The organism is Actinoplanes sp. NPDC051851, from assembly GCF_040681165.1.
GTDB lineage: Bacteria > Actinomycetota > Actinomycetes > Mycobacteriales > Micromonosporaceae > Actinoplanes.
In genome coordinates, this window is record NZ_JBFAYF010000058.1 from 19,481 (window position 1) to 33,828 (window position 14,348).

Here is a 14,348-nt window from a genome sequence, read left to right on the forward strand (position 1 = left end):
GCGGAAGGAACGGGTGATGGCGACTCTCGTGCTGTCGGCAGTCTTCGCCGTGTCCGTGGTCGTGGCGCTCTCCGTGCTGGTGGCCGCGGGGCGACGGCGCCGCGAGGCACCCGGGTTCGCCACCATCGCCGCGTTCGCCGCCGGGGCCGCGTGGTGGTCGGCGGCCTCGATGGTGACGCTGTACACCCGCGACGAGACCATCGTGAGCATCGGCATCGCGCTCATCTATCCCGGGGTCTTCCTGCTGGTGGCGGCCTGGTGGGCCACCGCGCAGGCGCTGACCGACCGGTTCTGGCGGCTGGAGCGGCGCACCGCGCTGCTGCTCGCCGTCGAACCCGTGCTCTGCACCCTCGCCATCATCACCAACCCGTGGCACCACCTCTTCATCAGCGGCCTGCGGCCCACGGTGATCGACGGTGCGCTCGCCTCGGTCTTCGGGCCGCTCTTCTGGGTGCACGCGCTCTACAGCTACGCGATGATCGGCTACTCCGCCGTCAAGATCTTCCGCACCTACCTCCGGCAGGCCAGCCGGTACCGCGCGTACCTGATCGCCACCGTCAACGGCCTGCCCTCGACCATCATCAACATCGCCGGTGTGATGGTCGGCGGCCGGCTCATCGACCTCACCGCGGCCGGCTTCGTGATCGGCGCCCCGACCATGTACTGGCTGGTCACCCGGCAGGCCGGGCCGGCGATCGCCCCGGTGGCGCACCGCGAGGTCTTCCGGAAGATACCGGACGCGGTGCTCGTGCTCGACGCGACCCGCCGGGTCATCGACGCCAACCCGGCCGCCGCCCGGCTCCTCGCCGACCTGGGCGTGGCGACCCGGGACGCCACCGGGCGGATCGTGCTGCCGCATCGCCTCGGCGTGGTGCCGGGCGTCCCCGACGACGCCGACGGTGACCACGAGATCCGCGACGTCCTCGGCCGGGGCATCGACCTCAGCCTGCGGATCAGCCTGCTGCACGACCGGCGCGGCACGCCCGCCGGGTGCATCATGGTCGCCCGGGACGTGACCGAGCAGAACCGGCAACACGAGCACGTCGAGTACGTGAACCGGCAGCTCCGCGGCCAGCTCGCCACCATCGAGGCGCTCCGGGCCAGCCTCGCCGACCAGGCCGCGCGCGACTACCTGACCGGGTTGTTCAACCGGCGGCAGCTGATGACCGAGCTCACCGCCGCCATCGAGCGCGGCACCCCGTTCGCGGTGGTGCTGCTCGACATCGACTTCTTCAAACAGGTCAACGACCGGTACGGCCACAACGCCGGCGACGACGTCCTGGTCCACCTGGCCGACGCGCTGACCGGTGCGCTGCGGCCGGGCGACGTGGCGGCGCGGTACGGCGGCGAGGAGTTCGCGCTGCTGCTGCACGGGCTCTCCGGCCCCGAGGCTGCGGCCTGGGCGGACGGCCTGCGCCGGGCGGTCGCGGCGTACCCGCTCCGGACCGGCGACGCGGAGATCGCGGTGACGTTCAGCGCCGGGGTCGCGGCCGGGGGCGGTGCACGGCCCACCCCGGCCCACCTGATCCACGACGCCGACCTGGCGCTCTACGCCGCCAAGGAGAACGGCCGCAACCGGGTCGAGCAGGCCCTCGGCACCGGCCGCCTGGTCACCCACGCGGACCGGTAGCCCGCGCGGCCGCCACCGCGACACCTGCCACCACCGTGGCCGGGGAGGCCGGCCGGCGCCACCCCGAAGGGCCGTGTCAGTGCGGAACGGCGCCGGTGACGGAGAGGGTGGAGCGGAGCGAGGTCAGGGCCTCGTCGAGGAACTCGTGGAGGGGGCGGTCGCCGTCCTGGTCCAGCCAGGCCTGGAGGGCGACGAAGAGCAGGGTCGCGCTGGTCTCGGCGAGCAGGGCGGCGGTCATCGCGGGGAAGCCGCGCTCCCGGCAGGCCGCGGTGACCGCCTCGCAGATCACCGCGCGTTTGCGGAGCTCGCGTTCGCCCAGGCCGGGATCGGAGCGGACGATCTCGCGGCGCCGGAGCAGGTCGGCGCGGCGGCCCTCGAAGCGGGTGTCGGCCACCGCGCGCAGGGCGCCGGTGATCAGTGTCAGCGGGTCGGCCGAGGGCGGGGCGTCGGCGATCATGCGCCGGGCCATGGCGGGCAGCTCGGCCTCGCCGGCGAAGAGGACCTCGCGCTTGTCGGCGTAGTGCCGGAAGAACGTCCGCGTGGTCAGTCCGGCCCGCTCGGTGATCTGCGGAACCGTGGTGGCGGCGAAGCCCTGCTCGGCGAAGAGTTCGAGAGCGGCCCGCTCCAGCCGTTCCCGCGCGTCCGGTCGCCATCTGCTCATCGGCTCGATCCTACCGTGATGACATGCCGTGTCATCACGATGTATGGTGACGACATCGCGTGTCATCACGACGGCGGGAACAATCGGCAGGAAACAGGAGGGCACATCATGAGCACCGAGGTCTGGATCCTGGGCGGCACCGGGCGCAGCGGACGCGCCGTCGCGAGTGAGCTGGCGACGCGCGGGCTGACCGCCACCCTGGTCGGGCGGGATGCGGACCGCCTGGAGACCGCCGCGCGGGCGACCGGCAGCCGGACGCTGGTGTCCGCCTCCATCGACCACACCGCGGCGGAGATCCGGCGACGGCGACCGGCGGTCGTGATCAACACGGTCGGGCCGTTCACCGAGACGGCCGGGCCGATCATCGGCGCGGGGAGCCACTACGTCGACCTGGCCAACGACCTCGCGGCGGTCGGCGCCACGCTCGACCGGAACGACGCCGCGACGGCGGCCGGGCAGACGCTCGTCACGGGGGCGGGCTTCGGGGTGACCGCCACCGAGAGCGCCCTCATGAAGATCTGCGAAGGGCATTCCACCCCTTTGCGGGTACGCGTGGACATGGTGCCCTCGATGGCGGTGGAGGCGGGCCCGGTCGGGGCGGCCCTCGCCGCGACCATCCTGGACGGACTACCCGGCGTACCGGGCGGCGGCCGCTTCCAGGGGCGCCGGATCGCGGAGGGACGACCGGCACCGGCACGGATCGCGGATGACCCGATGCGGCTCACGCTGCCGGACGGCGCCGAGGTGACCACCGCGGGCATGCCCCTCGGCGAACTGCTCGCGGCCCAGCGGGCGAGCGGCGCGCGCTTCGTGGTCTCCGCCTCCAGCGAAGCGCCCTCCGGTACGGCGATCCGGGCCGTCCTGCCGGTCGCGCTCGCGCTGCTGAACTGGGCGCCGCTGCGCGAGTTCGCGAAGCGCCGGCTCGCCGCGGTGACCGTGAAGGCAGCCGACCGGCCCCGCGAGCACTCCTGGGGTCATGCGGTGGCGACCTGGGCGAACGGCGAGACCCGGGAGGGCTGGCTGCGACTCGGCGACGCGCAGGAGTTCACCGGCGCGGTGCCCGCCGAGGTCGCGCGCCGGCTGCTGGACGGCGAGGGCCGACCGGGCGCCTTCACTCCGGCCGCGCTCTTCGGCACCGGACTGGCCGCGTCATGCGGCGGCGAATACCTCACCACGAGTCACCGATAGTTTCGAATCGAAGCCGCAGACTACCGGAAGATCATCGACGTCTCTCGCTGTTCATGTTCTTGACACGACAGTGATCCGCAGCATACGTTCGCCGCCTAGACATACCGTTTCGTCGATGGAAGTTACGGGGCGGCGGGCATGAAGAACGGATCGTGGGCGCGTGCCGTGCGCCGGGATTGGCAGCTCTACTCGCTCGCGGTCCTGCCGCTGGTGTTCTTCGCGGTCTTCCGGTATCTGCCGATGCTGGGGAACGTGATCGCGTTCCGGCGCTACCAGCCGGGCGGCGCGCTCTTCGGGGAGACCTGGGTCGGGCTCCGATACTTCCGGATGTTCCTGGCCGACCCGACGTTCTGGCACGTGTTCACCAACACCATCGTGATCGGCGGGCTGACGCTGCTCTTCTGCTTCCCGCTGCCGATCGTGCTCGCCCTGCTGCTCAACGAGGTGCGCACCCGTTGGCTGAAGGGGCTCGTACAGACGATCTCGTACCTGCCGCACTTCCTGTCGATCGTGGTGGTCGCCGGGCTGATCCTGCAGACCGTCGCGACGGACGGGGTGATCAATCACGGACTCCGGGCGGTGGGGCACGACCCGATCGCGTTCATCCAGGAGCCGGACTGGTTCCGGACCCTCTACGTCTCCTCGGAGGTGTGGCAGACCGTCGGGTGGGGGACGATCCTCTACCTCGCCGCGCTGACCACGATCGATCACGACCTGTACGACCAGGCCATGGTGGACGGCGCGAACCGCTGGCGGCAGACCTGGCACGTCACGCTCCCCGGCATCCGGCCCACCATGGTCACGCTGCTGATCCTCAACGTCGGCACCTTCCTGGCGGTCGGGTTCGAGAAGGTGCTGCTGCTCTACAACCCGCTCACGTACGCCACCGCGGACGTCATCCCGACCTACCTCTACCGGGTCGGCATCGTCTCGGGCAGCTTCAGCTACGCCGCCGCCATCGGGCTGTTCGAATCGGTCATCGGGCTGATCCTGGTGCTCGGCGCGAACACCATCTCCCGCCGCACGGTGGGGACGAGCCTGTGGTGAGGCCGACCCGGGGATACCGGGCGTTCCAGGCGGTCAACGCGTTCGTGCTGGCCGGCGTGGTCGCGGTGACGCTCTTCCCGTTCGTCACCATCGTGGCGCGCTCGTTCAGCGGCGAGCAGCAGATCCGGGCCGGCGAGGTCACGCTCTGGCCGAAAGGGTTCAACCTGACCACGTATCAGCGGGTCATGTCGGACGCGCTGTTCTGGACGAACTACCGGAACACCGTGCTCTACACCGCGACGGCGACCGCCATCGCACTGGTGCTGACCACCTGTTACGCGTACGTCCTCAGCAAGCCGCGGCTGAAGGGCCGAGGTCTCCTCGTCGGGGTCGCGGTCTTCACGATGTTCTTCAACGGCGGCCTGATCCCGAACTACGTGCTGGTCAGCACGCTCGGGATGCGCAACACGCTCGGGGCGATCGTGCTGCCGAACGCGATCAGCGTCTTCAACCTGCTGGTGATGAAGGCGTTCTTCGAGAGCCTGCCGCCGGAGCTGGAGGAGGCGGCGGCGGTCGACGGGCTCGGCACGTACGGGATCCTCCGGCGGATCGTGCTGCCGCTGTCGAAGGCGGTGCTCGCCACGATGCTGCTCTTCTACGCGGTGTCGTTCTGGAACTCGTGGTTCGCCGGGTTCCTCTACATGGACCGGCAGGAGCTCTTCCCGGTCACCGTCTACCTGCGCAACCTGATCGCCGGGGCCAGCACCGGCACCGACAACACCGCGACCAGCGACACCGCGCTGCAGATCGCGGCCAGCATCCAGGCCGTCACGATCGTCCTGACCATGCTGCCGATCATGCTCGTCTACCCGTTCATCCAGAGATTCTTCGTCTCCGGCGTCACGATCGGCGCTGTGAAAGGCTAGGGGCCTTCGATGGTTCAGCTCACCAGACGACACCTGCTCACCGCCGCGGCACTGTCCGGAGTCGCCGCGTGCTCCTCCTCGGAGGACACGAACGAGAGTCTCGAGGACAAGAAAGCCGGAGCGATGGCCTCGTTCACGGTCGGGGACCAGTTCCGGGCGACCGAGCCGCTGACATTCCCGATCCTGATGCTCAGCAACCCGGCGTACCCCTACAAGGCGGACTGGCCGTTCTTCGCCGAGCTGACCAAGCGGACCAACGTCAGCTTCGACGCGACCACGGTGCCGTACAGCGACTACAACCAGAAGCGCAGCGTGATGGTGAGCGCCGGGAACGCGCCGTTCATCATCCCGAAGACGTACCACCCGGACGAGAACGCGTTCATCGCCGGCGGCGCGATCCTGCCGGTCAGCGACTACGTCCACCTGATGCCGCACTTCCAGGACAAGGTCGCCCGCTGGGGCCTGCAGCCGAACCTGGACCAGTACAAGGCCGAGGACGGCAAGTACTACCTGCTGCCCGGCCTGCACGAGAACGCCTGGCAGGACTACTCCCTCGCGGCCCGCACCGACGTGATGACCAGACTCGGGCTGAGCCAGCCGTCGTCCTGGGAGGACCTGGCCGACGTGCTGCGCGCGATGCGGAAGGCGTACCCGGACCGGTATCCGCTCTCCGACCGGTGGAGCACTCCCCCGCAGCCGGGCGGCAACAACCTGCTCAACATCATCGCGACGTCGTACGGGACGCACGCGGGCTGGGGCTGGAACCCGGTGCACTGGGACGCGAACGCCGGCAAATGGATCTTCTCCGGCGCGATGGACGAGTACCGGCAGGTGCTGCAGTACCTGAACACGCTCGTCACCGAGAAGCTGATCGACCCGGAGAGCTTCACCCAGACCGACGACGTCGCCCGGCAGAAGTTCGCCACCGGGAAGTCCTTCGTGATCAGCTGCAACGCGCAGACCCTGGTGAACGAGGCCCGCAAGGACATCGCCGAGATCCCCGGCGCCACCGTCGCGAAGCTGATCCTGCCGATCGGCCCGGCCGGCGCCACGCTCGACCCGGTCACCCGGCTGGAGAACGGCATCATGATCTCCGCCAAGGCCAAGGAGTCACCGAACTTCGTGGCCATGCTGCAGTTCATCGACTGGCTCTGGTACTCCGACGACGGCCTGATGTTCAGCAAGTGGGGCATCGAGGGCCAGACCTACTCCGGCAGCGTCGCCGACGGCTCCTTCACCCTCGACCCCGGGATCAAGTGGGGCGGCATCAACCCGTCCGCGAGCAAGGATCTGCAGGTCGACTACGGATTCTCCAACGGCGTTTTCGCGTACGGCGGCAGCACGGCGATGCTCAACTCGCAGTTCTCCGACGAGGAGAAGACGTTCCAGGCGGAGATGAACAAGCGGACGCTCCGGCCGGTCGGGCCACCCGCGCCGCTGACCGTCGAGGAGCGCGAGCAGGTCTCGCTCTGGGACTCCGCGCTCAAGGACTACGTGTTCCAGCAGACGTTGCGGTTCATCCTCGGACAGCGGCCGCTCTCCGAGTGGGACACGTACGTCCAGGAGCTGAACTCCCGGAACGCCACCCAGTACCTGGACGTGGTCAACACGGCGTACGAGCGGTACAAGAAGGCCCATGGCTGAGCGGTTCGCCGTGACCGGCCCGTTCTCCCGCGCCGCCGCGCTCGTCCACGTCCTGCTCGGCGTCGAGGTGCTGCTCCTGCTCACCGCGGGCCCCGGCCTGCTGCTCCTCGTCCTGCTGGACCGGGACGCCGGCAACCTGCCGCTGGCGGCCCTCGGCGCGCTTCCGGCCGGCCCGGCGCTCTCCGCCGCCCTCTACGCGCTGCACCATCGCAGCCTCGACCTGACCGATCTGCATCCCGCCGCCGCGTTCCGGCGCGGATACCGGCGCAACGCCCGCGGCGTCCTCCCGATCTGGTCCGCGTGGCTGATCTGGATCACCGTCCTGGCGGCCGACCTGTCGCATCTGGAGAGCAGCGGCCTGCCCGGCTGGTGGCGCGTCCCGCTGCTGGCGGTCGCCGCGGTCGCCACACTCGGCATGGTGAACGCCCTGGTCGTCACGTCGCTCTTCGCCTTCCCGGTCCGCGACGTGGTCCGGCTCGCCGCGATGTTCCTGGTCCGCGCGCCGGGAGCGGCCGTGGGCAACGCCTGCGTGCTGTTCCTGGCGGCGCTCGCGGGCTCCGCGGTCGTCCTCCTCGGCTCGGTGGCGCTACTGGCAATACTCTTTAATAGTCGTAGGTTGATCGACGTCGTCCGTGAGGAGTTCACTTCCGATGCGCAAGATCCCCTACGGCGGCGACTACAACCCGGAACAGTGGCCTGAGCAGGTCTGGGACGACGACCACCGGATCTTCGAGCTCGCCGGGATCGACACGCTCACGGTCGGCGTCTTCACCTGGGGCCTGACCCAGCCCGCGCCCGGCGTCTACGACTTCAGCACCCTGGACCGGATCGTCGAGCGGGCCGCCGCCGAGGGCCGCCAGATCTGCCTGGCCACCGGCACCGGCGCCCACCCCGCCTGGCTGGCGCGCTCCAACCCCGAGGTGACCCGGACCGATTTCGAGGGCCGCAAGCACCGGTTCGGCCAGCGCCACAACTCCTGCCCCAGCGCGCCGGTCTTCCGCCGGCTCGCCACCGAGATGGCCCGCCGGATCGCCGCCCGCTACGCCGGGAACCCCGCGATCGTCGCCTGGCACGTCGGCAACGAGTACGGCGGCGCCTGCTACTGCGAGTTCTGCGCGGCCGGGTTCCGCGCCTGGCTGCGGCAGCGTCACGGCAGCCTGGAGGCGCTCAACACGGCCTGGTACACCACGTTCTGGTCGCACACGTTCACCGACTGGGACGAGATCGAGCCGCCGAACGCGCTGACCGAGCACTGGCGCGGTCCGGACCACACCGCGTTCCAGGGGATCACCCTGGACTATCTGCGGTTCATGTCGGACGCGATGCTGGCCAACTTCCGGGACGAGAAGGACGCCATCCGCGAGTCCGATCCGGATACCCCGGTGACCACCAACTTCATGGGCATGTACAAGCCGATCGACTACCACCGGTGGGCGCCGCACCTGGACTTCGCCTCGTGGGACAACTATCCGCCGGACGACCGCTCGGCGGCGCGGATGGCCTTCACCCACGACCTGATCCGCGGGCTCAAGGACGGCGCGCCGTTCTGGCTGATGGAGCAGACGCCGAGCGTCACCGCGTGCCGGGACGTCAATCCGCTCAAACGGCCCGGGATCATGCGGCTGTGGAGCTGGCAGGCGGTCGCCCACGGCGCGGACGCGGTGCTGTTCTTCCAGATGCGGGCGAGCCGGGGCGCCAGCGAGAAGTACCACGGTGCCGTGATCGGTCATTCCGGTCGTACCGGAACAAGGGTCGTGAAAGAAGTCTCCGCTCTCGGCGCCGAGCTTGAGCTGCTGGGATCGGCCACGCTGGGCGGCCGGACGCCGGCGCGGGTCGCGATCCTCTTCGACTGGGACAGCTGGTGGGCGCTGGAGATGTCCGACGGACCGTCCCGGCTCGTCCGGTACCAGGACGTGGTGCTCCGCTATCACCGGGCGCTCTGGGATGCCGGCGTGGATCTCGACGTGGTCCCGGTGACCGCCGATCTGACCGGTTATGACGTGGTGGTCGCGCCCGCCCTGCACATGGTCAAAGACGGACTTACCGAGCGGCTGGGAGCGGTGGCGGCACGCGGCGGGACGGTCGTCGGCACGTTCCTCTCCGGGCGCGTCGACGAGAACGACAACGCGTTCCTGATGGACGTGCCCGGTCCGTTGGCACACCTCTTCGGCGTACGCGTGGACGAGTGGGACGCGCGCGAGGCGACGTACGTCAACCCGGTCGCCATCGGCGGCCTGGTCTCGGACGCCCGGCTGCTGTTCGAGCTGGTCATCCCGGAGGGCGCCGACGTGTTCGGCACGTACCAGAGCGACTTCTACGCGGGGACGGCGGCGGTGACCCGCAACGACGTCGGCACCGGGCACGCCTGGTACGTCGGGGCCGGGCTGGACGCCGCCGGGGTGACGTGGGTGATCCGGCAGGCGCTCGCCCCTCATGGACTACTCGGCCCCTACGCCGACGTCGCCGAGGTGGAGTCCACGACGCGGGTCATGCCGGACGGGTCACGGGTCCGGTTCGTCCTCCACCACGGCGATCGTCCCACGTCGGTGGTGATCCCGATGGACGGCGAGGATCTGCTCACCGGCGCCGCGCTGACCGCCGGTGACAAGGTGACCCTCGACGCGCACGGGGTGCTGATCCTGCGCGCTCAGTCCAGGCAGAACTCGTTGCCCTCGACGTCCTGAAGGGTGATGCACGACTCGTTCTCCTCGTCGGCGTACTGGGTCAGCACGTGGGTGGCGCCGAGGGCGATCAGCCGCGCCGCCTCCGCCTCGAGGACGGCGATGCGCTCGGCGCCGACCAGGCCGATGCCGGCGCGGACGTCGAGGTGCACCCGGTTCTTGACGACCTTGCCCTCGGGCACACGCTGGAAGAACAGCCGCGACCCGGCGCCCGTCGGATCGGTCGCCGCCGCCCACGGCCCGTCCTCGTCCAGGCCCGGCGCCAGCTCGTACCCCATGACCTCGCACCAGAACCGGGCGACCCGCACGGGATCCTTGCAATCGAACGTGATCTGGACCTGCCGCACCGTTGCCATGGTCCCACCATATCCACTCCGCTAGATGCGCGATCTACTCCGCCAGATGCACGCTGACCGTCACCCGGCGCTTACCCGACCGCTCCGCGACGGCGTGCCCGGTCCGGTCGGCACCGTCCAGCCGAACGGTCAGCGGCCCGCCCGCGCCGGTGAAGTTCCGCCACCAGTTCTTCGCGTCCGGCATCATCACGTCGATCCGTACGCCGGAATCGGTACGGAAATAGGCGACCGGCGTGCTGAACTCCCGCCCCGACCGCCGCCCGACATAGGTGACCACCGTCATCCGCCGCCGCATCCAGGGCAGGACCTGCAATTTCACCACGATGCGGTTGAACCCGCCGACCGCCGTCCGAAGAGCGCTGTTCATGCCCGGGAACCTATCGGCCGTTCCGCGCCCGCACCCTAAAGTGACAGCAATGGGTAGCCTGGCGTCTCCACTTCCACCCCTGCGTTCCGACGCTCAGCGCAACCGCGACCGGATCGTCGAGGCGGCCCGGGAACTGTTCGCCGAACGCGGCCCGGACGTCCCGATGGCCACCATCGCCCGCCGCGCCGGCATCGGCACGGCCACCCTCTACCGGCGATTCCCGACCAAGGACTCCCTGGTCGGCGCGGTCTTCGCGGACCAGTTCGCGGAGTGCGTGACCGCGGTCGACGACGCGCTGGCCGACCCGGACCCGTGGCGCGGGTTCTGCACGATGCTCTCCGAACTCGCCGTTCTGCAGACCGTCCACCGAGGTTTCAGCGCCGCATTCCTCTCCGGCCTCTCCGGTACGGACATGGCCGCGCTCGACGAAGACCGGAGCCGTGCCGTCCGCGCCTTCCACGAACTCATCGAACGGGCCAAGGCAGCCGGCCGGCTGCGGCCCGACTTCGTTCCGGCAGACCTGGCACTGGTCGTCGCGGCGGTGGCGGGCCTGGTCACGCTCTTCCCCGGCGACGCCACCGAGACCGCCCGAAGAATGGTCGCGTACCTGCTGGCCGGCTTCTCGGCCGACCACGGCGGCCCACCCCTGCCGCCCTCCCCGCTGACCATTCACCACCTGCTCGCCGCCGTACGGTGACCCTCATTCCCTAGGGATTCTTCTCACTACTCACGCAGCGAAGAGAAGCCTTCCATCGTGCCTTCACGGCACCGGGGCACCCGCGGCCACACCGACGGCTCACGCTGGTCGTCCGCGACGGGCGGACCGAGCACGTCTTCCAACACGCACGCGCAGGAGGTTCTCCAGTGGCCACAGAGGTGATCGGCGCGGTAGGCTCCGGCACACACTCACGTCACCTGTCGATGGCTCGCGTGCGCCGAGAAGCACGTCCTCCATGATCTTCGAATGCCGGAGCGCTGTCGCTCCCCCGCGGTGAAGCCCGCCATCCGGGTCCGGACTCCTGGGGAGATCCGGTCGGCCCGCCGTCCTCGCCGGCACCGGTGCTGGGGTCACCTCGTCGCCGCCCCGCTCTGGCCGATGCACGGTGCCAACCTCGGTACCCTGCTGCGCACCTGTGACGCCGTCGGGGCCTGCCTGGCGGTGCCGCCGTTCCGCTGGGTGGACGAGGCCCTCGATCGGGGCAACACGCTGCGACAACCGGCCTGCGTGCACCGGGTCGGCAGTCCGCTGCGCTGGCTCGCCGACGAGCGCCGGGCCGGGACGAACATCCTCGGCGTGGAGCTGGCCGACGAGGCGGTCCGGCTCGCCGACGTCCCACCCGCCCGCAAGCGGACGGTGATGGTGCTCGGGCACGAGGCCACCGGCATCCCGCCGGAGGCACTCGACCTGCTCGACGGCGCGGTGGAGATCCCGATGACGGGTACGGGTTCGAGCCTCAACGTCGCCGTCGCCGGGTCGCTGGTGCTGTACCGGCTGGCCGGACTGCTGTGAGAGCCTGGTGCGTCACGCCACGGAAGGGGACATGCGGTGCGGATCGAGCTCGTCACCGGCGACATCACCGCCGAGCAGGTCGACGCGATCGTCAATGCCGCGAACTCGTCACTGCTGGGCGGGGGCGGGGTCGACGGCGCGATCCACCGGAAGGGCGGGCCGGCGATCCTCGAGGAGTGCCGGGCTCTGCGTGCCAGCCGGTACGGCCGGGGCCTTCCCGTCGGGCAGGCGGTGGCGACCACGGCCGGGCGCCTCTGCGCCCGGTGGGTGATCCACACCGTCGGACCGGTGTTCAGCGCGGACGAGGACCGTTCGCCACTGCTCCGCGGGTGCTATGCGAGGTCGCTCGCCGTGGCGGAGGGGCTGGGCGCGCGAACGGTCGCGTTCCCGCTGATCTCATCGGGGGTCTACCGCTGGCCGAAGGAGGACGCCGTCGTGCAGGCGCTCGCGGGCCTGCACGACGAGCCGGCGACCACGGTGGAGCAGGTCCGCATGGTCCTCTTCGACGCCGACACCCACGCCGTGGCCGAGCGCGTCCTCCGAGCCTCGGAGTACACCCGCTGACCTCGCGCATCCGCGATCGCTGACTCGGCACGGCCCCGGACGTGCGCCCGCGGTCGCAGACTCCACACGGCTGGACGAAGGCGTCGTCCCTGCGGAAGATCCGGTGGCCGGCCGACATCCACGCACGGAACCCGGGCTCGATTCCACACCTGGTCGCAGCATGGGGCGAGGCGACGCCGGAACACGCTGGCGTGCCCCGGGGACAGCGCCAGGGCCCGGTCGCACACTTCAGGAGAGGCATCGGGGACACGGTCGCGTGCCAGGGCTGGCGATCCGGGGTGCCTCGGCGTCGATCACGAACCCGACGGCTGCCGCTGCGGGCCTCGCCCGTTCCGCCGGGTCCGTCGTCAGCCGATCTTCACGGATTCCGGCACGGCGGGCCCGGGATCAGCGGAATCCGGGGCAGCGGGCCGGGTGGCGGCAGGGTCAGGACGCCCGGTGGCGGTGGGGTCAGGGCGCTGGGTGGCGGCGCGGGCCTCGGACTCGTTGATCATCTGGGTGAAGCCGAGCGCCAGGGCGGTGCAGACGGCGGCGACCGCGAAAGCCCAGTGGTAGGAGAGCATCGGGCGGCCCGCGGCGACCATCGCCGTGGTCAGTACCGCGACGCCGGCCGCGCCGCCGACCTGGCGCAGCGCGTTGAAGAGCGTGGAGGCCTGGCCGGTCTGCTGGGCCGGGATGGTCGCGAAGGCCACCGCCTGGCTGGTGACGAAGACGTGCGAGACGGCGACACCCAGGAGGAACATCTCGGTACGCGCGATCCACAGGTTCGTGTCCGCGTCCAGCAGGGCGAGCGCGGCCATGCAGAGCACGGCGCCGGTCAGGCCGATGCTGAGCGTACGGCGGGCGCCGAGACGCGGGTAGACGAGCCGGCTGGCCAGCTGGGAACCGCACATCACACCGATGGCCTCGGGGAACACGGAGAGGCCGGCGGCGAGCGGGGTCATCCCGCGGCCATCCTGGTAGTAGAGCGAGATCGCGTAGAGGGTGCCCATGAAACCGGCGGTGAAGCAGACCGTCACGAGCGTGGACGCGCGCAGCAGCCGGTCGCCGAGCAGCCGGACGGCGACGAGCGGGTTCTCGGTACGCAGCTCGGTGAGCACGGCGAGCACCAGCAGCACGAGTCCGCCGATCAGGGTGGTCAGCACCGCGGCGCTGGTCCAGCCGTCGTGGGGGCCCTCGCTCAGCCCGTACATGAAGCAGGCGAGGCCCAGGCTGCAGAAGACGAAACCCGGAAGGTCGAAACGGCCTGCCCGCCGCCCGCTCTCGCCGGTGAGGGCGATGAGCCCGAAGGCGAAGGCCGCCACGCCGATCGGCAGGTTGACCCAGAAGACCCAGCGCCACGACAGGTCCATCACCAGCAGACCGCCGAGGACCGGGCCGAGCGCCGGGGCGAGCGCGGTGGGGATGGTGAGGATCGCGGAGGCGCGGACCCGCTCGTGCGGCGGGAAGACGCGGAACAGCAGGGCCATGCCGACCGGCGTCATCATGCCGCCGCCGGCGCCCTGGAGCGCACGGAACGCCACCAGCTGTTCGAGGTTCTGCGCGAGACCGCAGAGCACGGAGGCGATCGTGAAGACGGCGAGCGCGGTGAGCAGTACCCGCTTGGCGCCGAACCGGTCACCGAGCCAGCCCGCGGCCGGGATGAACACGGCGAGGCTGACCAGGAAGGCGATCGAGACGCTCTCGATCGCGGTGGAGGTGAGGCCGAACTCCCGGCCGATCTGCGGCAGGGCGACGTTGACGATGGTGGCGTCGAGCAGGTTGATGAACATCGACGACACGAAGACCACGGCTACGGCTACTTTTTGACTGATACGCATATGATCCGATCACG

At 70.4% G+C, this 14,348-nt stretch carries 14 protein-coding genes; 10 read left to right on the forward strand and 4 right to left on the reverse strand.

Annotated elements, in window-relative coordinates:
* Positions 1-16: 16 nt before the first annotated feature.
* Positions 17-1,630, forward strand: coding sequence for a diguanylate cyclase (locus AB0M08_RS37615; protein WP_364504443.1), 1,614 nt, complete (start codon positions 17-19; stop codon positions 1,628-1,630).
* A gap of 76 nt (positions 1,631-1,706) precedes the next feature.
* Here the strand turns inward: AB0M08_RS37615 and AB0M08_RS37620 are convergent, their stop codons facing one another.
* Positions 1,707-2,291, reverse strand: a complete 585-nt coding sequence (locus AB0M08_RS37620; RefSeq protein WP_364504446.1) for a helix-turn-helix domain-containing protein — start codon at positions 2,289-2,291, stop codon at positions 1,707-1,709.
* Between the two features lie 108 nt (positions 2,292-2,399).
* On the opposite strand from AB0M08_RS37620, the gene AB0M08_RS37625 reads away from it, so the two are divergent.
* From AB0M08_RS37625 to AB0M08_RS37650, 6 genes are all read left to right on the forward strand, one after another.
* Positions 2,400-3,479: a hypothetical protein gene (locus tag AB0M08_RS37625; protein ID WP_364504449.1), complete on the forward strand. Its 1,080-nt coding sequence runs from the start codon at positions 2,400-2,402 to the stop codon at positions 3,477-3,479.
* Positions 3,480-3,617: 138 nt separating this feature from the next.
* A complete protein-coding gene (locus AB0M08_RS37630) occupies positions 3,618-4,526 on the forward strand; it encodes an ABC transporter permease subunit (RefSeq protein WP_364504452.1) in 909 nt (302 codons plus the stop codon).
* Entirely contained in the window at positions 4,523-5,392 is an 870-nt protein-coding gene (locus AB0M08_RS37635; RefSeq protein WP_364504455.1) for a carbohydrate ABC transporter permease, read from the forward strand. Before AB0M08_RS37630 ends, AB0M08_RS37635 begins: the two co-directional genes overlap by 4 nt.
* A 9-nt stretch (positions 5,393-5,401) precedes the next feature.
* On the forward strand, positions 5,402-7,036 hold the full coding sequence (locus AB0M08_RS37640; protein ID WP_364504458.1) for an extracellular solute-binding protein: 1,635 nt from the start codon (positions 5,402-5,404) through the stop codon (positions 7,034-7,036).
* The gene (locus AB0M08_RS37645; RefSeq protein WP_364504460.1) at positions 7,029-7,736 is read left to right on the forward strand and encodes a hypothetical protein; all 708 of its coding nucleotides are present in this window, start codon (positions 7,029-7,031) and stop codon (positions 7,734-7,736) included. The genes AB0M08_RS37640 and AB0M08_RS37645 overlap by 8 nt, the downstream gene beginning before the upstream one ends.
* A complete protein-coding gene (locus AB0M08_RS37650; protein WP_364504461.1) occupies positions 7,687-9,720 on the forward strand; it encodes a beta-galactosidase in 2,034 nt (677 codons plus the stop codon). The genes AB0M08_RS37645 and AB0M08_RS37650 overlap by 50 nt, the downstream gene beginning before the upstream one ends.
* On the opposite strand, the gene AB0M08_RS37655 is transcribed toward AB0M08_RS37650, so the two are convergent.
* Both AB0M08_RS37655 and AB0M08_RS37660 read right to left on the reverse strand, forming a co-directional pair.
* Entirely contained in the window at positions 9,684-10,073 is a 390-nt protein-coding gene (locus AB0M08_RS37655; RefSeq protein WP_364504462.1) for a VOC family protein, read from the reverse strand. The genes AB0M08_RS37650 and AB0M08_RS37655 overlap by 37 nt on opposite strands.
* Positions 10,074-10,107: 34 nt before the next feature.
* Positions 10,108-10,440: a hypothetical protein gene (locus AB0M08_RS37660; protein ID WP_364504463.1), complete on the reverse strand. Its 333-nt coding sequence runs from the start codon at positions 10,438-10,440 to the stop codon at positions 10,108-10,110.
* Between the two features lie 49 nt (positions 10,441-10,489).
* Between AB0M08_RS37660 and AB0M08_RS37665 the strand changes: the two genes are divergently transcribed.
* The 3 genes from AB0M08_RS37665 (at position 10,490) to AB0M08_RS37675 (ending at position 12,514) form a co-directional block, all read left to right on the forward strand.
* A complete protein-coding gene (locus tag AB0M08_RS37665; protein WP_364504464.1) occupies positions 10,490-11,137 on the forward strand; it encodes a TetR/AcrR family transcriptional regulator in 648 nt (215 codons plus the stop codon).
* Between the two features lie 267 nt (positions 11,138-11,404).
* On the forward strand, positions 11,405-11,950 hold the full coding sequence (locus tag AB0M08_RS37670) for a TrmH family RNA methyltransferase (protein ID WP_364504465.1): 546 nt from the start codon (positions 11,405-11,407) through the stop codon (positions 11,948-11,950).
* Positions 11,951-11,986: 36 nt separating this feature from the next.
* Positions 11,987-12,514 carry an O-acetyl-ADP-ribose deacetylase gene (locus tag AB0M08_RS37675; RefSeq protein ID WP_364504467.1) on the forward strand — a complete coding sequence of 176 codons (528 nt, stop codon included), beginning with the start codon at positions 11,987-11,989 and terminating at the stop codon, positions 12,512-12,514.
* Between the two features lie 347 nt (positions 12,515-12,861).
* Here AB0M08_RS37675 and AB0M08_RS37680 read toward each other — a convergent pair whose 3' ends face one another.
* Positions 12,862-14,304, reverse strand: coding sequence for an MDR family MFS transporter (locus AB0M08_RS37680; RefSeq protein ID WP_364504469.1), 1,443 nt, complete (start codon positions 14,302-14,304; stop codon positions 12,862-12,864).
* Positions 14,305-14,348 lie beyond the last annotated feature (44 nt).